Genomic DNA, 25,974 nt, shown 5'->3' with positions numbered 1-25,974 from the left:
TATGATTGGCTTGAGTATTCAGTCAACTTGGAGAGCCATGAATTACACTGGAAACATTTGGGATAAAGACGCTCTAAAAAATCCAGAGACAGAATATCAAACCTTATTAAATTTATTGAGGCAAAAACAAGATTTTGCAATGCTTTTTGTGCGTTGTTCGCCTGCTGAGGGAGAGCAAATTATAAAAAGGTCAATAACAGATACAGCCCATCGAAGTATCAATGTATTAAGGCTTGATCAACCGATCGCTGATTTTTACGAGATGTTAGTTGAGAGGACAGATTTACATGAGGCAAAGGTATTATTTGTTACAGGTATTGAAGAGTTTCTAGAAAACAAAGTTGACGATATTGCTGATAGTAGCTTAAGCGAAAAGTTAGAACATATTCCACGTCCGCTTGCCCATTTGAGTTTATTACAATCCAAACTTAAAGAGAAATTTTCAATTTGTTTTGTATTTCTATTACCCTTATTTGCACTTAAGTTTTTTATTAATAGCTCTCCTGAACTTTTTAATAATTCCGTTGAGGTGTTTGAATTCCCCACGGACATGGAGCTACTACGACAAGAAGCCTTTCGTTGGGTGGGGGGCGATCGCTATGAGGCATATGCTCAAATTAGTGAGGAAGAGCGCGATCACAAGTATGAGGATCTCCAAAAGTTAATTGATGCTCAACCATTAATTTCTGAACGACGCATCGAGCTATTACTAGAGCAAGGTGGTCTATTAGTTGCAGGAAACCGTTGTCAAGAAGCGATCGCTAATTGCGATCTTGCCTTACAAATTCGTAATGATAACCATTTAGCTTGGTATAACCGTGCTGTTGCCCTAGACCTGAGCGATCACCATGAAGAAGCCATAGATAACTACCGCCAAGCACTCTCCTACAAAGAAGATTTTTATGCAGCGTGGCATAATTTGGGAACCTCCTTAAGTATGTTGGGGCGTTATGAAGAGGCAATCAATAGTTACAATATCGCCCTTAGACATAAGCCCGATTACTATTATTCCTATGGTGGCAAGGGCTTAGTCTATAGTGTGCTCGGTAAGTATGAAGAAGCGATCGAGCATTGCGAAAAGGCATTAGCACTCAAACCTGACTATGTGCAAGGTTGGTTTAGTCGAGCCTATGCTCTTGAAAGTATTGGTAAATATGGGGAAGCGGTAGCAAGTTACGATCGCGCCCTAGAGTATAAGCCCCATGATCATCAAATTTGGTATAGCCGTGCAAAAGCCCTTGAGCATTGGGGAAACTATACAGAAGCGATCGCTAGCTATGATCAAGCCTTAGAAATCCGCCCTGATGACTATTACGCTTGGAATAATCGCGGTTTGGTGCTCAGCCGCCTAGAACTTTATGAAGATGCGATCGCTAGCCATGATCGAGCCTTGGAAATTAATCCTGATGACCATTTCGCTTGGTATAGTCGAGGCAATGCCCTCAGTGGACTTGGTAAACTAGAAGAAGCGATCGCCGCCTATGATAAAGCAATTCAGATTTCTCCCCAAGAGACTCAAGTATGGCAAAATCGTCGCCTCGCGTTGAGAAGACTAGGTTTTGACTAAAAAAAGCCCATGACAACACCAATCCTTCCTTCCACAACTTCTAAAGTAGTCACAACTGGAGCTAGCATCAGTTGTGAAAGCAATGGATTCAAAGTACCTTTGATTGTGCTGATCACAGTGCCATTTCTGCTCAGTACCTTCGGCATTGTCGGCTTAATTAGTTGGTTAACCTTTCGCAACACCCATGAAGCGATCGGTAATCTCACCAATCAGATCCATCGCAAAGTTACAGAACAAGTCCAAGATCGCTTAAATTCCTATTTAGAGCTTCCCTACACCCTCAATCAAATCAATGCAAACAATATTGATTTAGAGCAACTCGATGGTGCTAATGAGCAGAAAATCCAAACTCTATTTTGGAAAGAGTTACAAGATTTTCCCCATATCAGTAATATTTACGTCACTACTCCTTCGGGGCAATACATCGGTGCACGCCGCTTCAAGAACCAGTTCACCGTAGAAGATGCTACAGCCGCTTACATGGCAGACAATTTGGGAAGAGCAAAATCACCATTGATGGCAAAGAATCGCCTTAAGCTCAGCGATCGCTCTTGGTATCAGAAAGTCATGCAGTCCAAACAAAGTACTTGGAGTGAAGTATATACAGAATCGATAACTGGTGAAGCCGCAATCACAGCAATTAAGCCTATTTACAACTCCAATGGCGAGTTTCAAGGTGTATTGGGTGTATCCATGCGCTTGGGAGATATCAATGAATTTCTCAAGGAAACTAAAGTTAGTCAAAAGGGACTGACATTTATCGTCGATCATGCAGGAAGGCTAGTCGCAAGTTCTAATTTAGAAGCTACTATTGCTGATCCTAACAAGCAAAACAATCGAAATAGTAACCCTGAGCGTATTTTCGCAGACCAAAGTCAAGATCAATTAACTCAAAAAGTAGCTGAATGGCTCAAATCACAAGAGGTTGAGGATAATCATCAACTTTTGCAATCAGTAATTAAATTTGATGGCGAAAATCATTACTTACAGGTAGACAGCCTCAAGAACACATCTGAATTGAGGGGATTGAACTGGTGCATTGTCGTAGTTGTACCTGCGTCGGAATTTCTCTCCCAAATCAAAGAAAATACGATCTCAACGTTTATCTTGTGTTTTATCGCATTGAGCTTGACTACTATCTTTGGTGTTATTTCGGCACGTTGGCTGAGTCGCCCAATCACGCAATTAAGCATTGCAAGTCAGGCGATCGCTAATGGTAATCTCAATCAAAAAGTTGAATATTCTTGCGTAGTTAAGGAACTCGCAATCTTAGCGACAGCCTTTAATCAGATGAGTCGCCAAATGAAAAAATCGCACACCAGATTAGAGGAATATTCGCAATTACTAGTACAGAAAGTTGATGAACGCACGCAAGCACTACAGCAGGAAATCCTCGAACATGAAATGACAGAAGCTGCCCTGCGCGAATCTGAGGAAAAATTTGCCAAGGCGTTTCGGTCTAGTCCCGATGGCATGGCTTTAATTACTGCTGGTACGAACAAACATGTTGATGTTAATGACAAATGGACGCAGATTACAGGCTATAGTCGCGAAGAAGCGATTGGCTCGGCTCCCTCTGATTTGAATCTATGGCTAGATTTACGGGAACGCGATCGCATGTTGGAAATTTTAGAAAGAGATGGGCGAGTTTTTAACTACGAGGCAAGTTTTGTTACTAAAGCAGGCAAAGTTATTACGGGATTAATCTCTTCAGAAACTATTGAATTTGGTGGTCAGGCCTTCGCGATCTATGCGGTAAAAGATATTAGCGATCGTAAAAAAATCGAAGAGAATATTAAAGAGAGTGAAAAGAAATATCGTGATCTAGTCGAATCAGCTAACTGTATTATTTTACGCTGGGATACTCAGGGGAATATTTGCTTTTTAAATGACTATGGATTGAAGTTTTTTGGATATGAATTAGAAGAAATTATTGGTTCTTATGTTCTAGAAACAATTGTGTCAGCCGAAAGTATTACAGGCGAAGACCTTCGGATAATGATTGAGGATATCTGTCAGAGTCCCGAAAAATATCAACTCAATGAGAATGAGAATATCTGTAAAGATGGAAGACGAGTCTGGGTAACTTGGTCAAATAAGCCCATTTATGATGATCAGGGGCAATTAATTGAAATTCTTTCTGTCGGCACAGATATTACCGATCGCAAGCGGGCGGAAAAGGAACTCCAATCCGCCAAAGAGATTGCGGACATGGCAAACCGAGCCAAGAGTGATTTTCTCGCTAATATGAGTCATGAGTTACGCACTCCTTTAAACGGGATTTTAGGTTATGCCCAAATCCTCAAGCGCAGTGATGATCCGCAAAAACACCGTTCAGGATTAGAAATTATTCAGCGCAGTGGTGAGCATTTATTAACGCTATTAAATGACATTCTCGATCTTTCCAAAATTGAAGCAAAAAAACTAGAACTTAATACCAGTGAGTTTGACCTTCCTAAACTCCTGCAAAGTATCACTGATATGTTTCAATTGCAGGTTCATGCGAAGGATGTGAAATTGATTTATCAACCCCTCACCCCTCTTCCTACAATTATGTATGGTGATGAGAAGCGTCTGCGTCAAGTACTGATCAACTTATTTGGGAATGCAGTCAAATTCACCGATCGCGGCAGTGTCTCCTTCAGCGTCAGTGCTCAGCCCTACGAATCTAATAACCTCAACTCTAGCAACACCAAACAGAAGAACTACAAAGTGCGCTTTGAGATCGCCGATACTGGGGTGGGCATCGATCCCGATAAACTAGAGGAAATCTTTTTACCATTTCAACAGGTAGGTGAGCGCTCCCGTCGCTATTCTGGCACTGGTTTAGGTTTACCGATTTGTCAAAAAATTGTGGAAATGATGGGAGGGCAACTCCAAGTCACCAGTACTTTGAATGAAGGTAGTACTTTTTGGTTTGAAATTGATTTGGCAGAAGTTCCCAATCACAACATCACAAACACCATTGATAGTCGCACGATCACTGGGTACTATGGCGATCGCCGCAAAATCTTAGTGGTTGACGACAAAACCGAAAATAGAATGGTCTTGAGCGATCTGCTTACCCCCCTCGGATTTATTGTTGCCGAAGCGATCGATGGCTATGACTGTATTAACCAAGCCCAGATTTTTGCCCCAGATTTAATTTTGCTGGATATGGTCATGCCCGAACTCGATGGGCATGAAACTACGAAGCAATTACGGCAGTTGTCCATGTTCGAGAAGACTGCCATTGTGATGGTTTCCGCCAGTGCCTTTAGCCAAGATCGTGAACTGAGTCTAAATGTGGGTTGCAATGCTTTCATCGCGAAACCCGTCAATCCCGACAGCCTCTTCCATACGATGCGATCGCTGCTCAATTTAGAGTGGCAATATGATGATCTCGCGCTTGGTGATGCCCCATTGCCGAATGGATTAGATAGCAATCCCAATAATCGCAGTAATCGCAATATTGAGGAAACCACTCAACCCTTAATCTTTCCCCCAACCTGCACGCTAGACAAATTAATCCAAATGGCACGTATCGGCGATATTCTTGCCATTCAAGATGAAGTGATACTGCTCCAAGAAACCGATCCTGCTTTTGTACCCTTCACCAAGCAAATTCTCAGCTATGCCCGTGAGTTCCAAATTAGACGTATTCGCGAGTTTCTAGAGTCCCAGCAGCAAGAGGTACTAATGAGCTAAGAATAAGCCGCCTACTAAGGGACTTGCTATTAATTAAAGTACCTGTGGCTTCGACTCCGCTCAGCCAACGTTAGCTGAGCGAAGTCGAACGTTAGCTGAGCGAAGTCGAACGTTAGCTGAGCGAAGTCGAACGTTAGCTGAGCGAAGTCGAACGTTAGCTGAGCGAAGTCGAAGCTAGATAACTTTGGTGGGACATTTTTATCCGCAAGAGCCTAAGCAGGCAGATATTCTTAGCTCATTTCTTAACGCCAGTTCGGGTTAAACTGGCAAATTTTACAGCTCTTTACGCTCAAAACCAAACCAAGATATTTTTTAAAAGGCTTGCTTCGCAAACCTTTTAAAAAATATCTTTTGCTATGCAAACCCTTACCGATCAATCCAGACAATAGTCCTTGCTTCTACGCCATTACTTTTGAGGATATTGGCGATCGCATTACTCACATCTCGATCTAAGCCCAAATTCCATCGAGACTGAAAATCTTTGTATGACAAGGAATAAACTTGGCTATTGGTATCGGTGTAATAGATTTGTTGCTGGACTGGATCGGCTCCTGTCACTGCGATCCAATGCAAATAGGGAATTGAACCAATATATGGAATTTGGAAACTGCCAACCCGTACCAAGGCGATCGCTGGTTTACCCGATCGCACTAAATTAATTAAACGATTAAAGCTAGTCTGGGGCGATTTCTTCACGCGATCGCCTTCCCATCGCTGCATCACCTGTTGTAAAGTCTGCGGTGGTGTCCCTGTTCGCACCTCAATCCATTGATTATTAAAGGGGTTCCGCATTTTTTGCGGCAAAAATAGCTTCTTATCCGTGGCAGCCCGCACAGTTGCATAGTCCACATCATGTCCGTAATAGCGCAATAACCTTGCTGCGGAATTCGGACCACAACTCCAACTGTCATTCTGTGTGCCCGTATCAGGTAGTTCAATTACTTGCGATGAACCCGAAGCAGTTAAGTTTTGATCTATATACTGCTTAGTGTGAGGATACTTGAGAGTAGCGATCGCCGATGACGCAGGCGTAACTGTAATTGCGATCACTAATCCTGTAAGCACAAGTGTAAAATCCTTAAAAAAATTCATAAGAAAAATTCATAGTCAAAAACGCATATGGACTTGTCAGTATTTTTGCAGCAGTTTTTAAACGGCTTATCCATTGGCAGTGTTTATGCCATTTTTGCCCTCGGCTATACCTTAGTATTCTCGATTTTAGGAATTATTAACTTTGCTCATGGTGCTGTATTTACCCTTGGTGCATATTTTACCTATGTGCTTTGCGGAGGAGCCTTTGGATTTAATGGCATCTTAGCCAATCTCTCCTTACCCAAAGAATTACATTTACCGTTTTTTGTTGCCATTTTTGTAAGCAGTTTACTGGCAGGTGGAGTCAGCGTTTTGATCGAGCGAATTGCCTTTCGACCTCTACGCGATCGCAAAGCCGATCCCTTACTTACCCTAGTGTCCAGCTTAGGTGTGGCCGTAGCGATCGTAAATATTATTCAATATCTTGTTGGGGCAGAAAGCTACAACTTTCCTGCCAATATTTATGGCAGTTTACCCGCCGCCATCAACTTCGGCACAGTTGATAAGCCGATCGCGATTCGCACTGTCCAAATTATGATTTTTGGCGTATCCGTAATTATTTTGTCCATTTTGACCTATGGCATTAACTTCACCAAACTCGGTAAAGCGATGAAAGCCGTTGCCGAAGATGCCACTACCGCTAGCCTTTTAGGTATTAATACTGACTTTTTCATTTTGCTCACCTTTTTTGTATCAGGTTTTTTAGGTGGACTGGCAGGTACATTAGTTGGATCTAGCGTCAGCATCGCAGGACCATATTTCGGTATTGGCTTTGGCTTAAAAGGTTTAGCCGTCATCGTCTTAGGTGGACTAGGCAATATCCCTGGAGCCGTCGTGGGCGGTATAGTTTTAGGTCTTGCCGAATCCTTTGTCCCATCCGATCAGTCCGCATACAAAGATGCAGTTGCCTTTGCCCTCCTACTCATCGTTCTATTGGTACGTCCCCAAGGGCTACTTGGCAAGACCTTTGTGCAAAAAGTATAAATTGATACATTTCCTATATCTTCATGAAATTAATGAAATATTTTATTGTTTTGAGTTTCATGTAATTTTATGAAGAGGACGGAACTACATGGGAAAATAATTAAAGTTTGTATTCCTCTACACAGACACAAGTTATTGATATATCGGTAGCCATTTTTATGTTAGGACAGTCCCAAAAATCAAAAGAGAGTTGCGGCGCAATGCGCCGCAACTCTCTTTTGCCTTTTATGTCTTAACTCACTTGGCGATCACAATAGTCTGTAAGTTCTAGGCTTTGAGTAAATCATTGACCGTTAGAACCTAAATTTACGCAAAAACCTACATAGAGAGTCTGGTTATGTTGCACTCACTTTATTATTCCATCGGCGCTATCCAAGACGAAGCAAGACATCTACTCGAAAGTGGAAGGCTTAGCCGTAGTCAGCCTATTCATACCCTTTGCCGTTTTTTCCGCGATCGCGAATGGTGTCAAATCGAACGAGAATTAGAAGAAAATCATTACCTACTACGCGATCGCATTTGTGATTTATTAAGTCGTGAATGCTGGCAAAGTGATTAAGACCACCAGAAGAGGAGCGCTAAGCGCTCTTATTTTTTTGGCAAATATTAATCTGCGATCACGCAAAAGTTATACAATTTAAGTTGTGTATCGTTTTTCTAGTCATGTAGCGTCAATGGAGGTAATTCCAACCATTGGGGAGTCAACAAAAAAACAAAATGAGTCAAGTTAGCCTAATTGATCGTCTAAAACAATTTGTTGACCAATCTGCTAATATGCTGAACTTAGATGAAGATGTGGCAACAGATAGGGGCATGACTCAAATTATTAAGTCGGCGGTAATGGTAATCGGTGGTGGAGAGGATAAAGTCCAAGACCGCAAGATTCTCAAAGCCTTTATAGAAAATTCTGGCGGCTCCCAAGCTCGAATTGCCATAATTCCTTGTGCCTCTAGAGAACCTGATATTATCGGACGAATTTATCATGATATTTTCACCGATCTCGGTGCAAAGGTAGTTGAAGTACTAGATATTCGTGAGCGTCCTCACGACGACTATCCTGATGCCGAAAAATTAGTGGATCGATTTACAGGGATTTTTATGACAGGTGGTGATCAGCTCCGTCTTTGCGGCTTGATCGCTGACACCCCCTTTGCCATTATGATCGCCAAACGTATCGCCGAACAGCGTCTAGTTCTCGCTGGTACAAGTGCTGGGGCAGCCGCTATGGGCTATCACATGATTTCTGGTGGTAGCAGTGGTGAGTCTCCCCATAAGGAACTGGTCAATATGAGTACAGGCTTGAATATCCTGCCTGAAATTATTGTCGATCAGCATTTCCATAACCGTAACCGCATGGCACGTCTAATGACAGCGATCGCGGCTCATCCTGACCGCATTGGCATTGGCATCGATGAAGACACGGTAGCCATCTTTGAACCGAATAACATCATGCGTGTGATGGGGCGTGGCACGGTAACTGTGGTCGATCCAGGTGAAGTCTCCTATAGCAACCAACTATGGGTAAGTGGTTCTGCGCCTTTGACAATTCACAATTTGCGCGTTCATATTCTTGCCACAGGTTGTAAATATCATTTACTCAAACGGATTCCGATTAGTCCATCTGTTTAAATCAAGTAATCAAAAAGGCTCGCTTAGCGAGCCTTTTTGATTACTTAGTCCAATCTTGATTTGGTAAATCGGTGGTATCGATGGGAGTATCAACAATTGACTTCAAACCTTCTAAAGTCGAAGGTAGCGATCGCGGATCCATAAACATCACTTTGCTACTACCGCTAGAACCAACCGTTGTTGCCATCGAGATATAGCTTTGGGCTAATAAAAATTGCAATGCTTCCTGTGCCTGAGGATTGCCCTTCATTGATTGCAACAATACTTGCATCGCCTGAGCCGTCCCCTGCGCCTTCAGCACCTGTTCCTGACGCTCCGCCTCAGCACGTAAAATGCGAGATTGCTTTTGTCCCTCTGCCTCTAGGATCGCCGCTTTTTGAGAAGCCTCCGCATTGAGTAGCTGGGAATCCGCTAAACCTTTAGCCTTGTTAATCGCTGCCTCGCGATCGCCTTCAGATGTCAGAATTGCCGCACGTTTTTTACGCTCTGCTGTCATTTGCAATTCCATTGACTCCTGCACTGCCTTAGCTGGCAAGATATCACGTAGCTCTACCCGCGTTACTTTTACCCCCCAAGGTTCGGTCGCATCATCAAGATCGCGCAATAGGAGTTCGTTAATTTTATTTCTTGCCGTAAATGTCTCATCAAGCTCTAGGCTTCCAAGCTCTGAACGGATCTGGGTCAGCACAATATTGACGATCGCTTGTCGTAAGTTCTCGACACGATAATATGCCTTTTCCATATCGACAACTCGCCAATAGACCACCGCATCGGCGGTAATTGGCACATTGTCACGGGTGATGCATTGTTGGGCAGGAATATCTAATACTTGCTCTTTGATCGATCCTTTATAGCTAACAGTATCAATAAAGGGCAGGATAAAGTGGGGACCCGCAGGTAGTTTGCGTTTGTATTTACCAAAGGATGCGACTAGTGCTTCTTCGCCTTGATTGACAATTTTAAAAGATGAACTTCCTACACCAAAGAAGACACCTGCACCAATCACAAAACTCCATAAGTCCATAATGTTTTTCCATTGTTAGTTGAACTCACGTTAATGATAGCGCGATCGTATTGAATAAGCAGGTAAGCAAAAGTAACCTGTGGGTTCCCAGATCTCCGACTTTTTCTTTGCTAGTACAGATAACTTTTGCTAATCACCAAAAAAGTCGGAGATCTTTAGGATTGTCTATGCACCGAAAACTTTGCTGATGGTTTCGACGATTTTGGTGATGGTGGGAATGGTATTGATAATGCGCTTTAAAGCTCTAATTGCTTAAAACTTCCAGAAATTTGGATTAATTTTACGATGACTCTCCAAAATTTTATGTAATGTTTTTTATTTAAGCAAACGGACAAACCCTGCTTGCTCAAAATGTTGATCGGTGGTTAAAGCTTCCCGAATACCTAATTTTTGCATCACTACAAAAGACGAGCAGTCAACCAAAGACCAAGCTTTATCTATTCTGCCTTTGCAAAGAGTCCATGCTAAAGCATCAGTTGCGCTATCAATGTGAACAACCTCAACATAATCAACTATTTTGATTGCATCCACGATTTCAAAAACTCGTGACCTCGAAACTCGGAGTGGTCTATTTAATAGTGCTACCAACTCAGCAATTACATAATTTGTGGTGTAAAGTTTTTGTTTTTGCTAAAGTGCTAAGCGAAAATACTGCTCTGCTTGTGGATAGTAAGTTTGGGAGTGAATAAAAAGACTTGCCCACCCTGACGTATCAACAAACAAACTACCCATCCACTTTTAGCTCCTGATAAAGATCTTGCCCAATGTAGTGATCGCAATTTTCAGCAAGATCGGGTATGTCAACATCTATAGAGCCAATTAAACGTAAGAGTGGATCTGTTTCTATAACTGGCAATAAGCTAACCTCAGACAAAATTTTTAACTGCCTAGTTAAAGCCTGTAACAAAATCGCTTCAGGTGATTGATTTAGGCGTGCCGCTTGAGCCGTTAACTCTTCTTCCAAATTATCTGGAAGCGTAATTGTCAAAGTTTTAGCCATAGCTTTTGTCAGATTAAATTGTAATCATTTTATCTTGATGCAAGCGATCACTTTCTCTACTCTGCTGAAGCCACATTTAAAGTAGATTCAATTAAAACACTCTAGATTTTAATTGAATCTACTATATAGCAATCCTAAAAGAAATGTGAGTAGCTTCGACTTCGCTCAACCATTAGTTTATGGATGGCTGAGCGAAGTCGAAGCCACTGATTTTTACATGGGACAACCCACAGAGGAATTGCCCCATACTCTAATAAGCACTGTTACAAATTAAGCCTTTGCCTCAAGCTGTAATTCCTTAAGCAAATTATTTAGCTGATCAGTCGTCGCGTGATAAACCTGACTACAGAAATGACAAGTCGCCTCAGCGCCTTCATCTTCCGCAATCATTGATCGCAAATCTTCCTCGCCAAACATTTTCATTGCCGCTAGCATCCGCTCAAGCGTACATCGACAATGAAAACGCACATCTTTACTCATCGGCAAAATCTCCAGATTGAGATCGCCAAGGAGCGTTGCCATCACCTCTTCGATCGCCTTACCTTGCGTCAACAGATCCTTAAACTTGGTGATATCACTTTTAGCTTCTAATTGAGACAGCAAATCCACCTGCGAGAAATTAGAAGTTTTCGCCGCCCGTAAAGCAGCTTTAGGCATGATTTGTAGCAATATACCAGCAGCAAATTTCACAGGATTATTGCTAGAACTAGGATCAGCGATCGCCTCATGATCGAGCACTTCCGTCAGCATTAACTTGGAATAGGTTTGCTCTGAGGAAGCCAGAAACCAAGCCACATCCTCAGCAATATCTCCCGAAATCAACTCAACGGTGCTGCTATAGGGTTCACCATAACCAACATCTCGTAACACTTTCAGTAAACCTGTCGTACCGATCGCACCGCCCACATTTTGCTGACCATTTTCAAGGGCTGGCAACTCGAAATGGGGATTAGACACAAATCCACGCACAGTACCATCAAAGCCAGCATCTGCATAAACCAGACCTAAACCACCATCTCCCGCTATCCGCACATTGACTCTAGCTTGAGGCTGTTTCATATTCGAGGCAAGCAACAAACTCGCACTCATAGCCCTGCCAAGGGCTGCGGTTGCCACAGCAGACAAGTGGTGACGGCGCTGGGCTTCATTAATCGATTCGGTGACATTAACACCAACAACTCTGACTCTAGCATCGGCAGCAATAGCGCGAATTAAGCGATCGCTCATGAACTTTTCCTAACATCTACGATATTGAACAGATCAGTGGCTATGCCTACATTGATCTCTACATTGATCTCTATGTTAACGTCAGTTCGACGAATGCGAAAAATGGTAAGCATCGCTAAGCGATGCTTACCATTTTTCGTCATTTGAGCCTTGCAAAGCAAGGTTCAAATGACGATATCGATGTCAGTACGATTACCACGAAAAACAGTAGATTTTTGGATTTATGGAAGCGCCCCCGAAGGGGAGCGCTTCCATAAACCATGTAGGACTACATAACCGATGTTTTAGATGGCGATCGCTCCCAACAGACTTTTCCATTTTTAGCCAGTTCCAAAGATTGGGATACTACTTCCAGCAGATTTTGCCATCTAACATCGCGATTCAGTAATAACTTGCGAACCTTGACTAAGGAATGTTCTCTCTCATGACGAATGCGCTGAAACATCAACGGATCTATTTTCTGATAGCTCAGATTCCGCACTTCCAGCATCTCCTCATGCACTATAATCGCTACTTCAGAACCAATATTCATTTGGGCATAATAACGTAAATGATTTAATCCTTTTTCTGAAGTTGCGTATAACGGTGGTAAACGATTTAAAGTCCGCGCAAGCACATCTTCTAAACGAATAAACTTCAGTTCCGAAGGTGGGAAATTTTGAGCACGATTCTGTGCCATTCTAATCACCAGTCTTTCTAGAGAATGCACCAGATGATTAGATTCAATCATATAAGCATCATATTCTCTCTGTTTCGATTCAGGCGCAACACTACATTTTTGAGAAGTCTTAGTCAAATACATTTGGGTATTAATCTGCCTTCTCCCTAATGCCCCGTACTTACTTACCCTTGGCGACAGATTTCCTGAATTATATTTAGCGATCGCATTTTCTAGAGACTCTTCCAAAGCTTTAGGAACATCACACCACATTAGATTTTGCCAACCCAATAATTCTTGAACACCCAACAAGGCATAGGGAGCATTAGCTAACTCAATATCCGCCAGTGGTTGCGGTTGGCGTAAGGGATCGCGGCGTACCGCAATCAGGGCTTGGCGAGTCATCTTCGTAATATTTTCTCGCATCAAGATACATTCTTGCCGCTTTTGCTGCAATTCAATATCCGTCGAGGCAAACATAGCGGGCAAGCGATTTAAAGCATAGGCAATGACTTCATCAACGTTATATTTATGTCTAATTCCACTTCCTAAGCTCTGGATTTGAGCATGAGCTTCCCTATAGACAAATTCAATGAGCACATTGCGGCAAGATTCCATGGAAGTGATTGCATGAGTATGTACTAAGGAGCACCCAAGTTCAGATTATTCTATCGAATTTCAGGAGCAATGAATGTAAAGCCATAGACACTTGATAGGCATAAAGAAGTGATATGCCTATCAAGTGTCTATCAAACTACGAATGTAAAATTGCTGACTGTAAGATATGCTCCGCTTTGAGTAAATAAGCCATACCTTCTTTGCTTTCCCCGTGAATATAGCCCTTCAGATAGGGTTTCAGTGTTGCAGGGAGAGCGAAAATATCATTCTCAAAATTATTGCTAGGAAGATGGACAACCCCCATAATGCTAGGAACAATCAAAGCGAGCGATAATTCCTGTACAGATGTCAAAATCACTTCGTAAAGGCGGATATTGGGATCTAGGGGCTGGAAACCTAGGAGCATTGCTAAATCAATTGCCCAGTACACACGACGATGCCGACTTAAAATCCCTAAAATGCAGGACGGTTTATTCGGTACTGGCATGACATGAGAAGCTTTAATCGTTAACACTTCCTGCGTAAATTCACTTTCCAATAAGCCAATGGTTTGAGGATCGATCGCAAACTTCAAGTAAGTATTCAGTTTTACTTGGGGTTGGGCATCCGTTTTAACATCTTGATGATCGGTTTGCTCGAAAAATGTGTACATGGATATATGTCAACTTTAGTAAACCTCAACCATGTATAGCGATCATTGTGATGATTTGTATACAGCATGAATGCTGATATTTAAGGACTAGGTTATATTTGGGCTAGGTTTAGGCAGCTTGAAAAAATAAGTTAATCATCTTGGAAGGTTTTATTAGCCTTAACAAGGGGCTTAAGCCCCTTGTCTATTCCAGTCATTTCTACAAGATGTCTCAAAAACAAATGCTATGTAGCACTTTTCACGCAAGCGATAGGTTTGTTTTTCCGCCGAAGTCGGAAAACAAACCTATCACTAGACTGGGAAACTCTTATAGCTTTTCCCAGTCTAGTGAGATAACTTTTGTTGTTTGAGCTTCTACATCACACTTCACAACGATATAGAGAACTATAGAGAAAAAATATGGATCGCCGTAAGTTACTTTCTTGGTTTGGCTTAGGATGGTTAGTGAGTTTACTTCCATCATCATTACTAGGTTGTACTGACTCTAATCCCACCACATCAGCTCCCCCTACATCAGCTTCGCCAGCTAAATCTGCACCCGAAAGTGTCGCTGCGACCCCTAGCAAAAATTTTAAAGAGATCGGTGCAGTTGCTCAGCTTGATAAGGATGGCGTATTAGTCTCATCTGACAAACAAATAGCCGTCATCCGCGATCCTAAGAACAAGGATAGTCTATTAGCAGTCAACCCCACCTGCACCCATAAGGGCTGCACCGTGCTTTGGAAAGCTGACAAAAAAGCTTATGTTTGTCCTTGTCATGATGCTGAGTTTGCTCCCGATGGAGCAGTTCTTGAAAAACCTGCGAAGAAACCACTACCAACTTACACTGCCAAAATTGATAAAGGACAGGTAGTAGTTAGTACATAGCTCTTATGCAATGAATCACCTCACCCTGTGATGTAATTCATTACATAAGAGCTATGGTAAGGATGGGCGGCGCTTCGCGCCGCCCATCCTTACCTATTTAGTACTATCCAAAGAATCAGTCCTAGTAAGAGTTGTGAGTTTTCATTTTGCTTACGGCAAAATGAAAATCACTATATGATAAAAATAGCGACTAGGGACTTGAGATCGAGGTTTTTAAGTTATGAAAAAATTTCTGCTCGCTTGCTTATTTTTTGCAGGTTTATTTTGGGCATTGTCAACTTACCGAGGCTTAGCAGGCGAAGGTAAATTTGACTCCATGGTATTAAACTTTCGGGATACCCTATCTCCTGCTCAGGTCGATCGCGAACTGAAGGCGATCGCTTCAAAATACGGTATCGAGCCGAAGTTTAATAGTGCTTTTTCTAAGGGAGATAACCTTTATATTGTCAAAGGTGATACTCAAGTCCTCGAAAAGCTAAAACAGTCAAAGGAGCTACAGGAACTGACGGAATATGTCGAGGCAAACTATGTCTATTCTATGGACTTCTTTGGTGGCACAACTCCTAACGATCCTATGTATAAAGATCAATGGAATCTCAAGGCGATCGATGTCGAGAAAGCATGGGCAAAGACTAAAGGCAAAGGGATTACTGTTGCGGTCATTGATACAGGCGTAAGCAAAGTTGACGATTTAAAGAATACTAATTTTGTTAAGGGTTACGATTTTGTTAACGATCGCGAAGATGCAAGTGATGACAATGGGCATGGAACCCATGTAGCAGGCACGATCGCTCAATCAACGAATAATAACTTTGGGGTAGCAGGAATTGCCTACGAAGCCAATATCATGCCACTGAAGGTACTTTCCGCATCAGGTGGGGGCACAATTTCCGATATTGCAGAGGCAATTATTTTTGCGGCGGATAATGGCGCGAATGTAATTAATATGAGCCTCGGTGGTGGTGGCGAAAGTAAGCTCATGCAAAGTGCGATCGACTATGCCTACAAAAAAGGTGTAACTATCGTCGCGGCAGCAGGTAACTCCAATCGTAATGCTGCCTTCTATCCCGCTCGCTATCCCAAGGTAATCGCCGTATCCGCAACCAGTTCCACTGGCGAGAAAGCTCCCTATTCTAATTACGGTGCAGGTATTGATATCTCAGCCCCAGGAGGCGCGATCGCAAAGGGCAAGAATGGCGAGAAAGGTGATATGTCAGGGGGCATTTTACAAAATACGATTGACCCAAAAACTAAGGAATCCGTATTTCGTTCTTTTCAGGGAACTAGTATGGCATCTCCTCACGTTGCGGGTGTCGTTGCTCTGATCGAAGCCTCAGGAGTGAAAGATCCAGAGAAGGTAATGCAAGTTCTCAAACAGTCTTCACGCAAGGTTGATGATGATACGCTTAATTACTATGGAGCAGGTCATCTCAATGCGGCGGCGGCTGTGAATTTGGCTTCGCAAGGACAATTGGGAATTCCTGATTTCTTACGCTGGGCAAGAGATAATGGCTACTTGAGTCCTCGTTTTTGGATTGATGGTGGTGCGATCGCTTTAATTCCGAAGCTAATTATGGTGATTGGTTCCTATTTACTCGCATGGTTGATCAATCGCTGGTTGCCTTTTCGATGGAATTGGGCTTTTACGAATGGAATCTTCTTTGGTGGTGCAGGTCTATTTTTCCTGAGAGGTTTCTATCTATTTGATATTACCCAAATGCCTTTCCGCATTGCAGGAAGTTCTCTTCCTGAATTAGGTAATGCGTTTTCTAATACCAATGCACTCAACCCAATTACGGCAAGTGTGCTATTACCATTGGGACTCTTAGTCATTCTCTTGGGACATCCTCAATGGAAATGGTTCGCGATGGGAGCATCGATTGGAACTTCCGCTTGCTTAGCCACTAGTGCAGTGTTAGCTCCTCAAATGATGTGGATTGGTGAAGGTCTACCTGCGATCGCATTTCTCAGTGTTAATGCCATCCTCTGTTTCGGTTGCGCCTATCTATCGATTAAGTCAGAAACTGCCACTATTTAACCCTTCAGAATCATTGATATATCGCAAACAAATGAGTACAGATGGCTTCGACTCCGCTCAGTCATCTGTACTCAGCCATCTGTATATGTTGTTGGCTGAGCGAAGTCGAAGCCCTATTTTTTACCAATGATTTAGGATTGCTATAGAAGTTTCTATTTTGCACACGACACAATGAAAATTTCTATAGCAATAATTCTGAGAACAAATTTACAACTCCTAAAAGAAGATGACCATTCAAATTACTGGGACTATAGAATATATCGATATTGGGACAGGCACTTGGGCGATCATGACCGTGACCGATGAGCAATATGAGATTTGGCAACCTGCTCCCGAAGAGATTTTGCAAGAGGGATTGAAAGTCAGTGTTACAGCCAAGGTGCGTGATGATGTGATGACGATGGCAGCGATCGGTGATGTAATCGAAATCGAAGATTTCCAAATTTCATAATTAACCATAATTAAAAAGGTGCAAAAGCACCTTTTTAATTATGGAATCAAATCGAGAAACATAGCCGAGATTGATGTTTCATCCGCATCACAAATACCGCGCTCAGTAATCAAGCCTGTGACTAGTCGCGCAGGCGTGATATCAAATCCATAATTTAACGCAGTGGTTTCTAAAGGCGCAACACGGACTCTACCGATCGCACCATCATCCTGTAGCCCTTGCAGATAGAGAACTTCATCAGCGCTACGAGTTTCGATCGCTATTTCTTTCACACCATCAGAAATCTGCATATCAAAAGTGGAACTTGGCAGGGCTACATAAAATGGAACATGATTGTCAAAAGCGGCAAGAGCCTTGAGATATGTACCGATTTTATTCGCGACATCACCACTACGGGTAGTGCGATCAGTTCCAACAATGCAGAGATCGACCTTGCCATATTGCATTAATAGCCCCCCCGTATTATCAGCAATCAATGTATGTGGAATCTGCGATTGTCCGAGTTCCCATGCGGTCAAATTCGCGCCCTGATTACGGGGACGAGTTTCATCAACCCATACATGAACATTAATTCCCCTCTCGTTAGCTTCATAAATTGGTGCTAAGGCACTACCGCGATCGACGATCGCTAACCATCCTGCATTGCAATGGGTGAGAATATTTACGGGTTCGCCCTTAGGTTTAGTTTTAGCGATCGCTTCAATGAGTTCACAGCCATATTTACCAATATTGCGTGTACCAACCACATCTTCATCGGCAATAGCGATCGCTTCTTTGAGGGCAACTTCTACTATATCTTGGTTTTGAGTAGCAGCTTTTTCTAATACGGAGAGTAGGCGATCGACTGCCCACATCAGGTTTACGGCGGTAGGACGAGCAAGACGAATCACTGCGGCAAGTTCTTTAATTTTGACAAGATCACCCTTGCTTTCCCTAGCGGCAAGGTACACCCCGAAGGCGGCAACATTACCGATTACGCCTGCACCGCGCACAGTCATATCTTTAATAGCAAGTGTAGCATCAGCGCTAGTTTTGAGGGTCTTAGTGACTAGGCTAAAAGGAAGTTGGGTTTGGTCAATCACAACGAGATCGCCTGCTTCTAGCCAAAATGCCTTATATGTAGAATTCATAATTTCTCCTCGGAAATCCTCGGACAATAGAGCGATTATTTCTCAATCATGCTCTAAGTGCATCCTCAGCGCAAATTTATTTGCCATTTTGCAATCACCTATCACTACATTTACGGTGCGATCACTTAAATATAAATAAAGTCTTCTATCCAAACTCTAAAACTTTCTAGTTCCTTATGCTCAAACCAATCATTTATAGGAATTGAAGTACCTAAGGATCCTGCGATTTAATAAGGAACCAAATTTCTGTGGCGCGGCTTCGCCGCGCCACAGAAATTTGGTTCCTTATTTTCCTACATGTCCTTAATCACTATGATCAATCATGATGATTGGGATTTTGCTACTTTAAAAATGGGTGACCTGGGATTCGAACCCAGGGCCAGCGGATTAAGAGTCCGATGCGCTACCACTGCGCCAGTCACCCGTTGTTTTGCTTGCTCGATTTCAGAGCGATTTATATATTAGCAAATGTTTGCATAAATCCATAACAAAATTTCAATAAAGAACCAGATTTTTTGTGGCGTGGCAAAGCCACGCCACAAAAAATCTGGTTCTTTATTTTCTTTCGCGTCCCTAATGCTTGAGTCTTTGCGATAATGGCTATAAATTTTTATCAATAACCCATAGAGTAAATGTGTTAAATACCATACTTAGAGGGCATTACAAGATTATTAGTCACCTTGGTGGTGGTGGCTTTGGGCAAACCTATCTCGCGGAAGATATTGACCTACCTACCCATCCCACCTGTGTGGTCAAGCAGCTTAAGCCGATTTCCCGTGAGCCTTTTGTGCTGGAAACCGCTAAGCGACTCTTCGATAAAGAAGCAGAAATGCTTTACTCATTGGGTTCGCACGATCGCATTCCGCGCTTACTTGCCCACTTTCAGGAAGGCGAAGAATTTTATTTAGTCCAAGAATTTGCCGATGGCACAGATCTGACTAAAGAGATCGGCAATGGCAAGCGATCGCCTGAGTTTGTAGTCATTGCCCTATTGCAAGAGATTTTAGAAATATTGGTATTTGTGCACGAACGGGGCATAGTGCATCGAGATATCAAGCCTGCCAATTTAATTCGGCGCAAGGCAAATCGTCAAATTGTGCTGATTGACTTTGGTGCAGTTAAGGAAATTAATGGCTTAGCGGGGGACTCTCAGGGAAATACAAATCTGACGATCGCGATCGGTTCCCCCGGATATATGCCAATCGAGCAGGTCAATGGCAAGCCGCGCTTTAGTAGTGACATTTATGCAGTGGGGATGATCGGCATTCAGGCAATCACAGGGGCTGAGCCGCGCTTGTTTGGTGAGCATCCTGAAACTGCGGAATTAATGTGGCGTGAGCATGTACAGGGCAACTATTCACCGCAATTTCTCGATATCCTCGATAAAATGGTGCGCTACGACTTTCGTCAACGCTACCAAACTGCCCAAGAAGTCTTAACAGCGATCGCTGCTCTATCTAGCATTAATGAGCATGACTTACCAACGCTAATTAGTAGCCATCCTAATGTAGATGCTAATAACAGTTCCACAATTATTACTTCGCCCCAAGCGATCGTCCAATCAACTGATATACCCACAAATACGCAGGCATCTCCTAGCGTAAGTCGGTTTAACTCTACCAATGTCAGTAAGCTCCAGCAACAAAAGGCCTATCCTTGGAAAAAATTAGCGATCATTGCGGGGATTATTGCTGCCATCTCATCAGTTGTGGCGATCTCGAAAACGCATACACCCACCAAAACAGAAGTTCCTACTGCTTCTATCACGATTCCTCTACCTTCGCCCCCTCCTCCCTTACCAATTCCTAGTCCCAATCTATCAACCGCTAGCCCTAATAAGTCTGCCGAAGAACTGCTTGCTCAGGCAATCTTGCTCAATCGTAACGATAAACCACAGGAAGCCCTAGTCAAGATCGAAGAAGCCTTAAAGCTAGAACCCAATAATGCTGATGCTTGGGCTGCTAAAGGATTTTCTCTAGCAAAACTGGATCGTGATAATGAGGCGATCGCTGCCTATGATAAAGCACTTGAAATTAAGCCCGACTTTCCTTTTGTCAGACAAAGTCGGGCCCTGCTAGAAAGAAAGCCGAAACCCAAAAAGAAATAATTGAGTAACTATGAGTAATTCATCCGATTTTCAACGTCCCGACGGTAGAGCATGGGATCAACTGCGCCCCATTCACTTACAACAACCATTTACCAAAGCACCTGCGGGATCAGTATTGGCAAAATTTGGTGATACCCAATTAATCTGCACTGTATCAATTGATGAGGGTGTGCCCAAGTTTCTCATGGGGAGCAATCAAGGTTGGCTTACTGCGGAATATCGGATGTTGCCTGCGTCCACCATTCCCCGTCAACAGCGTGAATTTGCCAAACTATCAGGTCGTACTCAAGAAATCCAAAGGTTAATTGGGCGTAGTCTTAGAGCTGCCCTAGATATGACCGCGATCGCTAATTACACCTTTACCGTAGATATTGATGTCCTACAAGCCGATGGCGGTACGCGCACAGGGGGGATCACAGGGGGATTTATCGCTCTTAAGGCAGCTTGCGATCGCTTAATGGCAGAAGGGAAAATTGAGCGATCGCCAATTCGCAATGCTGTTGCGGCTGTCTCCGTTGGCTTAATTGATGGCAAGCCTATTTTGGACTTAAATTACCAAGAAGACTTGGCAGTTAGCGTCGATATGAATGTGGTGATGGATAGTACGGGCAAGCTAGTTGAGGTGCAAGGTACTGGAGAATCTGATACATTTTCGCGATCGCAACTAGATCAGATGCTGGATGTAGCAGATAAGGGAATTAAGGAGCTGTTAGCACTTAGCTGTTAGCTAAAAAAAAGGGAGCGCGTCGCGCTCCCTTTTTTCTTTCTTATAGTTGCTTTAAATAACTTAGTAAATCTGCCATATCCTGTGGACTTGGCTGAAACTGTGGCATTGGTGGTGTTTCGCCGCTAACCACTTGTTGGACTAGTTTGGCATCGGACTTACGTTCGGACACTCCGTGCAAACTTGGGCCTACTTTGCCATTTGCCCATTGTCCATGACAAGCCACACAGTTCATCACAAATATTGATCGTCCCTGTACGGGATCTCCTGACAGGCTAAGTACTGACTGTGTATATGGGTCGAGCGGTGGACGTAATAGCCAGAGAATACTTACGATCGCTACGATTACAAAAGCGATCGCGATCGCCACAAAGTTTTTCTGAGGTGTGTTCGCCTCAGCATATGGCAATGTTATCTCTGATGCCTTGTCCTTTAACACATCAGTGTCCTTTGTCAAATTTGCCCCTTCTTTAATCACAGTTTTTAAACCTAGCGATCAGCTTAGCTGAAACCTTTACTTAGACAGTATCAATAGCTTACTAGAGGTTAGGCATGTGTTACAGCGCACAGCAATCTATAACTCTGAAACTTTCTCAGCTTAAGTATTAATAACATATCTTAAAAAAAGTATAAGGAATCAAATCACAATTAGAAATTAAATAAAGCCTAAATTTCGGCATGAACCGATGACCTCCTCTAGGATTTAGCCAGAGTAGCGCCAATAGCGGGGCAAAGCGCTCCTATTTACTTTAGTTATGTCTGGTACGTCACGTTCTATAATTCAAAAGCACAATAATAAGAAAAATTTAAAACATAGGAAAGAGTTAATTATGGGAGGAAATGATCGCTTGCTACGGGCAGCAAGAGGTGAAGCAGTGGATCGTCCACCAGTATGGATGATGCGCCAAGCAGGAAGATACATGAAGGTGTATAGAGATCTGCGCGACAAATACCCAACATTTAGAGAGCGTTCGGAAATCCCTGAATTAGCCGCCGAAATTTCTTTGCAACCATTTCGCGCTTTCCAACCCGATGGCGTGATTATGTTCTCCGATATCCTCACCCCCCTCACAGGTATCGGCATTAACTTTGACATCATCGAAAGTAGAGGACCAATTATTGAGTCACCTATCAGGACTCAAGCCCAAGTTGACGCACTTACAGAGTTTGATCCCGATACTGCCGTCCCCTTCATTCGCAAGATTCTGACCGCAATCAAAGAAGAAGTTAAAGATCAAGCGACCATTCTTGGATTTGTGGGCGCACCTTGGACATTAGCAGCCTATTCCGTTGAAGGCAAAGGTTCTAAGGACTATTCCACAATCAAGGCGATGGCATACAAAGAGCCTGCGATTATCCATAGCTTTTTGACTAAGATCGCCGAAATGATCGGTACTTATGTAATCCACCAGATCGAGTGTGGCGCTCAAGTGGTGCAGATGTTTGATTCTTGGGCTGGACATCTCTGCCCAACTGATTACAAAACCTTTGCGCTGCCTTACCAAAAGATGGTTGTGGATAAGGTAAAGGCGAAATATCCCAACACCCCAATGATTCTCTATATTAGTGGTAGTGCGGGTGTGCTTGACCTGATGCCGAAGTCTGGTGTAGATATCGTTAGTGTTGACTGGACTGTGGATCTTGCTGATGCCCGCGATCGCATTGGTCGTGATATTCCTGTCCAAGGCAACCTTGATCCCTGTGTACTTTATGCGGATCAGAGCTATATTCACGATCGCATTCTCGAAGTAGTACAGAAGGCTGGTAACAAGGGTCACATCATGAACCTCGGACATGGCATTCTCTCCACCACTCCCGAAGATAACGCCAGATTTTTCTTCGAGACTGTTAAAGGACTTAGCTACTAATAAAAAAGGCGGCGCTATGCGCCGCCTTTTTTATTAGAGATACTTTTGCAAAATTTCTTTTAGGCGATCGCGACTTGCGTCAGATACCTTACTCAAATCGGTCAGGATTGAAGTTTTGAGAGCATGATGGGCTTCTGACTTTGGTGGATTCGCGGCAATTTTTGCCACAGCATTTTGAATTACCTGTTGGGCATTAACCGCATTTTTTTGTAAATTTTGGATAATCATATCTACGGTGACGCTTTCATGATCATCATGCCAGCAATCATAATCGGTCACTAAAGCGATCGTAGCATAGGCAATTTCCGCTTCACGGGCGAGCTTTGCCTCAGTGAGATTAGTCATGCCAATTACCTTAGCGCCCCAGCTACGATAGAGCAAAGATTCTGCCTTAGTAGAGAAAGTCGGCCCCTCCATACAGAGATAAATACCACCCTTATGAACTTTGTTGCGACCTAAATCAATGCTTTCGGCGGCAGAGGCAACAACTGATAGGAGCGACTTACAAATGGGTTCGCCAAAGGCAACATGAGCAACAATGCCTTCACCAAAGAATGTTGATGTGCGGCTAGTGGTGCGATCGATAAACTGATCAGGCAACACAATATCAAGAGGCTTGGCATATTCCTGTAAAGATCCAACCGCCGAAGCAGAAATAATGTATTCCACGCCTAGACTTTTCAGGGCATAGATATTGGCGCGATAGGGAACTTCAGTTGGTAGCAAATGGTGCGATCGCCCATGTCTCGCTAAAAATACTACGGGTGTCCCTGCAAGCTTGCCATAGATAAAGGCATCAGAAGTTTTGCCAAAGGGAGTATCAATATTAATTTCTTGAATATCAGTTAGGGCAGACATTTTGTAGAGTCCACTGCCACCAATAATGCCAATCTGTGCATTAACTGTCATAGTTCTTAGGGATTTTGCAAATTTTGCAAATTTTGCGAGAAGTGTCTGGAACTGAAAATACCATATCTATATATCTATAGAGACAAAGCATGACTACAAATTTTGATTCGATCGCTGAAAATGTTACCTTATTAAAATAAATTTACAATTCATCAAACCTTGTCTTTGGTGGCTTATTCCTGATGGCTAAATGTGTAATTAATCGCCGAGCCGAATTTTCTGCGAGTCATCGCTACTGGCTACCCGAAATCCCAGATGAGGAAAATCATGCCAAATTCGGTGCATGTACTAACTTTCCGCCCCACGGTCACAACTATGTTCTGTACGTTGGGATGCAGGGGGAAATCGACAATACGGGCATGGTGCTGAATCTTTCAGATGTCAAGCATACACTTGCTCGTGAAGTCACGACGCAATTAAATTTTTCCTACCTTAACCAAGTATGGGAAGAATTCCAACAAACCCTTCCCACTACTGAAAATATTGCCCGTGTGATTTGGCAGCGTCTGGCTCCGCACCTGCCATTGGTCAATATTCGCTTATACGAACATCCTGAACTCTGGGCTGATTATCAAGGTAATGACATGCAAGCAAATTTAACGATTAGTACTCACTTTTCCGCCGCCCATCGGCTCGCGCTAGACACACTTTCTCTAGAAGAGAATACTGCTATCTATGGCAAATGTGCTCGGGTTCATGGTCATGGACATAATTACCATTTAGAGGTTTCTATTTCTGGTGAAATCGATCCTCGTACTGGCATGATTGCTGATTTGAGCGATTTCCAAAAGGCACTCGATCAATATGTACTAGATCCGATGGATCATACGTTCCTCAATAAAGATATTCCCTACTTTGCTGAAGTTGTACCGACTGCCGAAAATATTGCTGTCTATATTCAAAAGGTGCTCACCCAGCCAATTCGCGAGATTGGGGCAAAACTACATAGCATCAAACTAATTGAAAGTCCCAATAACTCCTGTGAAGTTTATGGAGAATATCAACTTTCGGATATTGAACATTCCTTAGAAGAAGCTCTTGCTAAGGCTGCTTAATTGTTAGATGGGTGTTGCTTAGCACTGGTCATCAAATTACAAAACAAATAGGAGCTTCACCGTAAAATAAGAAGCAAGTTTTGATGGTGCGCTGCACCATCAAAACTTGCTTCTTTGTTAAATTACAGAACCCTAAGGCTCTTGCGGATAAAAAATGTCCTACCAAAGTTAGCTTCGACTTCGCTCAGCTAGCTAGCTGAAACTTTGGCTGAACGGAGTCGAAGCCACAGGTACTTTAATTAATGGCAAGTCCATAAGTGCAAAATCTCCAAATCAAAAATTGCGTATTATGTCCGAAGTAAATACTCCTGTGGTCAACTCTAAGGAAGAATCTTCTGTAGATAATGAACCCGAAGAAATTATTATCGATCGCCTCGAATTAGATCGGGTAATTGCTCGATTGACTGAGGTAATTGAAGATGGCATCAAAACGGGTATTAAGCGGGGATTATTTCACTTACCAGCTAGCGATCGCCATTTATTGCTAATTGCCTCAGATATGGTACAGAAGTCCCAGAAATTCCCTAACTACAAGTTGACTTTCTATCACAAAGGTATGGGAGAAGGCACAAATACCTGTGCGGTAACTTTTACAGAAATTTAGTTCATATCTTGTCCAGTGATTTGCAAGCGAATCCAAATCCCCAAGTTTTTAAAAGTGTTACTTTACAACACTTTTAAAAACTT

General features: G+C 42.9%; 22 protein-coding genes, 1 tRNA gene and 1 pseudogene. 13 read left to right on the top strand and 11 right to left on the bottom strand.

Features of this window, described 5'->3' with window-relative positions; translation table 11 throughout:
* Nucleotides 1-37: 37 nt before the first annotated feature.
* Together HC246_RS12875 and HC246_RS12870 are read left to right on the top strand one after the other, a co-directional pair.
* Nucleotides 38-1,567 (top strand): tetratricopeptide repeat protein, encoded by a 1,530-nt coding sequence (locus HC246_RS12875; protein ID WP_169363736.1) that lies wholly within the window; start codon nucleotides 38-40, stop codon nucleotides 1,565-1,567.
* Nucleotides 1,568-1,576: 9 nt separating this feature from the next.
* Nucleotides 1,577-5,254 (top strand): PAS domain S-box protein, encoded by a 3,678-nt coding sequence (locus tag HC246_RS12870; protein WP_169363735.1) that lies wholly within the window; start codon nucleotides 1,577-1,579, stop codon nucleotides 5,252-5,254.
* A 366-nt stretch (nucleotides 5,255-5,620) separates the two neighbouring features.
* Here HC246_RS12870 and HC246_RS12865 read toward each other — a convergent pair whose 3' ends face one another.
* Nucleotides 5,621-6,346, bottom strand: a complete 726-nt coding sequence (locus HC246_RS12865; protein ID WP_169363734.1) for a C39 family peptidase — start codon at nucleotides 6,344-6,346, stop codon at nucleotides 5,621-5,623.
* Between the two features lie 27 nt (nucleotides 6,347-6,373).
* Between HC246_RS12865 and HC246_RS12860 the strand changes: the two genes are divergently transcribed.
* The 3 genes from HC246_RS12860 to HC246_RS12850 all read left to right on the top strand — a co-directional run bounded on the left by HC246_RS12860 (nucleotide 6,374) and on the right by HC246_RS12850 (nucleotide 8,959).
* On the top strand, nucleotides 6,374-7,330 hold the full coding sequence (locus HC246_RS12860) for a branched-chain amino acid ABC transporter permease (RefSeq protein ID WP_169363733.1): 957 nt from the start codon (nucleotides 6,374-6,376) through the stop codon (nucleotides 7,328-7,330).
* A 337-nt stretch (nucleotides 7,331-7,667) separates the two neighbouring features.
* Nucleotides 7,668-7,889, top strand: a complete 222-nt coding sequence (locus HC246_RS12855) for a DUF4327 family protein (RefSeq protein WP_169363732.1) — start codon at nucleotides 7,668-7,670, stop codon at nucleotides 7,887-7,889.
* A gap of 158 nt (nucleotides 7,890-8,047) precedes the next feature.
* The gene (locus HC246_RS12850; RefSeq protein WP_225902951.1) at nucleotides 8,048-8,959 is read left to right on the top strand and encodes a cyanophycinase; all 912 of its coding nucleotides are present in this window, start codon (nucleotides 8,048-8,050) and stop codon (nucleotides 8,957-8,959) included.
* A 40-nt stretch (nucleotides 8,960-8,999) separates the two neighbouring features.
* Here HC246_RS12850 and HC246_RS12845 read toward each other — a convergent pair whose 3' ends face one another.
* From HC246_RS12845 to HC246_RS12820, 6 genes and pseudogenes are all read right to left on the bottom strand, one after another.
* A complete protein-coding gene (locus tag HC246_RS12845; RefSeq protein ID WP_169363731.1) occupies nucleotides 9,000-9,983 on the bottom strand; it encodes an SPFH domain-containing protein in 984 nt (327 codons plus the stop codon).
* Between the two features lie 315 nt (nucleotides 9,984-10,298).
* Nucleotides 10,299-10,592: pseudogene (locus HC246_RS12840) on the bottom strand (type II toxin-antitoxin system VapC family toxin); the annotation flags it as partial.
* Between the two features lie 115 nt (nucleotides 10,593-10,707).
* Entirely contained in the window at nucleotides 10,708-10,983 is a 276-nt protein-coding gene (locus HC246_RS12835; RefSeq protein WP_169363730.1) for a hypothetical protein, read from the bottom strand.
* 270 nt (nucleotides 10,984-11,253) lie between these two features.
* Entirely contained in the window at nucleotides 11,254-12,210 is a 957-nt protein-coding gene (gene hslO, locus HC246_RS12830) for an Hsp33 family molecular chaperone HslO (RefSeq protein WP_169363729.1), read from the bottom strand.
* Between the two features lie 268 nt (nucleotides 12,211-12,478).
* Complete coding sequence (locus HC246_RS12825) at nucleotides 12,479-13,486, bottom strand: late competence development ComFB family protein (RefSeq protein ID WP_169363728.1); 1,008 nt, start codon at nucleotides 13,484-13,486, stop codon at nucleotides 12,479-12,481.
* A 136-nt stretch (nucleotides 13,487-13,622) separates the two neighbouring features.
* Nucleotides 13,623-14,138: a chemotaxis protein CheW gene (locus HC246_RS12820; protein WP_169363727.1), complete on the bottom strand. Its 516-nt coding sequence runs from the start codon at nucleotides 14,136-14,138 to the stop codon at nucleotides 13,623-13,625.
* Nucleotides 14,139-14,537: 399 nt separating this feature from the next.
* Here HC246_RS12820 and HC246_RS12815 point away from each other — a divergent pair, with 399 nt between their 5' ends.
* The 3 genes from HC246_RS12815 to HC246_RS12805 all read left to right on the top strand — a co-directional run bounded on the left by HC246_RS12815 (nucleotide 14,538) and on the right by HC246_RS12805 (nucleotide 17,494).
* Nucleotides 14,538-15,005, top strand: a complete 468-nt coding sequence (locus tag HC246_RS12815) for a QcrA and Rieske domain-containing protein (protein ID WP_169363726.1) — start codon at nucleotides 14,538-14,540, stop codon at nucleotides 15,003-15,005.
* Between the two features lie 220 nt (nucleotides 15,006-15,225).
* Nucleotides 15,226-17,043 (top strand): S8 family peptidase, encoded by a 1,818-nt coding sequence (locus HC246_RS12810; RefSeq protein WP_169363725.1) that lies wholly within the window; start codon nucleotides 15,226-15,228, stop codon nucleotides 17,041-17,043.
* A 226-nt stretch (nucleotides 17,044-17,269) separates the two neighbouring features.
* Nucleotides 17,270-17,494: a hypothetical protein gene (locus HC246_RS12805; protein WP_169363724.1), complete on the top strand. Its 225-nt coding sequence runs from the start codon at nucleotides 17,270-17,272 to the stop codon at nucleotides 17,492-17,494.
* Nucleotides 17,495-17,532: 38 nt separating this feature from the next.
* Here HC246_RS12805 and mtnA read toward each other — a convergent pair whose 3' ends face one another.
* Both mtnA and HC246_RS12795 read right to left on the bottom strand, forming a co-directional pair.
* On the bottom strand, nucleotides 17,533-18,624 hold the full coding sequence (gene mtnA / locus HC246_RS12800) for an S-methyl-5-thioribose-1-phosphate isomerase (RefSeq protein ID WP_169363723.1): 1,092 nt from the start codon (nucleotides 18,622-18,624) through the stop codon (nucleotides 17,533-17,535).
* A 352-nt stretch (nucleotides 18,625-18,976) separates the two neighbouring features.
* Nucleotides 18,977-19,048 (bottom strand) — tRNA-Lys (locus HC246_RS12795).
* 210 nt (nucleotides 19,049-19,258) lie between these two features.
* Between HC246_RS12795 and HC246_RS12790 the strand changes: the two genes are divergently transcribed.
* Both HC246_RS12790 and rph read left to right on the top strand, forming a co-directional pair.
* Nucleotides 19,259-20,731, top strand: coding sequence for a protein kinase domain-containing protein (locus HC246_RS12790; protein WP_169363722.1), 1,473 nt, complete (start codon nucleotides 19,259-19,261; stop codon nucleotides 20,729-20,731).
* 10 nt (nucleotides 20,732-20,741) lie between these two features.
* Entirely contained in the window at nucleotides 20,742-21,458 is a 717-nt protein-coding gene (gene rph / locus HC246_RS12785; protein WP_169363721.1) for a ribonuclease PH, read from the top strand.
* Nucleotides 21,459-21,498: 40 nt separating this feature from the next.
* Here rph and HC246_RS12780 read toward each other — a convergent pair whose 3' ends face one another.
* Nucleotides 21,499-21,819, bottom strand: coding sequence for a c-type cytochrome (locus HC246_RS12780; protein ID WP_404822271.1), 321 nt, complete (start codon nucleotides 21,817-21,819; stop codon nucleotides 21,499-21,501).
* Nucleotides 21,820-22,285: 466 nt separating this feature from the next.
* On the opposite strand from HC246_RS12780, the gene hemE reads away from it, so the two are divergent.
* A complete protein-coding gene (hemE, locus tag HC246_RS12775) occupies nucleotides 22,286-23,323 on the top strand; it encodes a uroporphyrinogen decarboxylase (RefSeq protein WP_169363720.1) in 1,038 nt (345 codons plus the stop codon).
* 33 nt (nucleotides 23,324-23,356) lie between these two features.
* On the opposite strand, the gene HC246_RS12770 is transcribed toward hemE, so the two are convergent.
* Nucleotides 23,357-24,232, bottom strand: a complete 876-nt coding sequence (locus tag HC246_RS12770; protein WP_169363719.1) for an S-methyl-5'-thioadenosine phosphorylase — start codon at nucleotides 24,230-24,232, stop codon at nucleotides 23,357-23,359.
* Between the two features lie 182 nt (nucleotides 24,233-24,414).
* On the opposite strand from HC246_RS12770, the gene HC246_RS12765 reads away from it, so the two are divergent.
* Nucleotides 24,415-25,287 carry a 6-carboxytetrahydropterin synthase gene (locus tag HC246_RS12765; protein WP_169363718.1) on the top strand — a complete coding sequence of 291 codons (873 nt, stop codon included), beginning with the start codon at nucleotides 24,415-24,417 and terminating at the stop codon, nucleotides 25,285-25,287.
* Between the two features lie 289 nt (nucleotides 25,288-25,576).
* The gene (locus HC246_RS25905) at nucleotides 25,577-25,891 is read left to right on the top strand and encodes a hypothetical protein (RefSeq protein ID WP_225902949.1); all 315 of its coding nucleotides are present in this window, start codon (nucleotides 25,577-25,579) and stop codon (nucleotides 25,889-25,891) included.
* Nucleotides 25,892-25,974 lie beyond the last annotated feature (83 nt).

The sequence above is a fragment of the Pseudanabaena yagii GIHE-NHR1 genome (assembly GCF_012863495.1).
Lineage (GTDB): Bacteria > Cyanobacteriota > Cyanobacteriia > Pseudanabaenales > Pseudanabaenaceae > Pseudanabaena > Pseudanabaena yagii.
The sequence above is the reverse complement of the archived record's forward strand: the minus strand, read 5'-3'. Positions and strand labels throughout refer to the sequence as shown.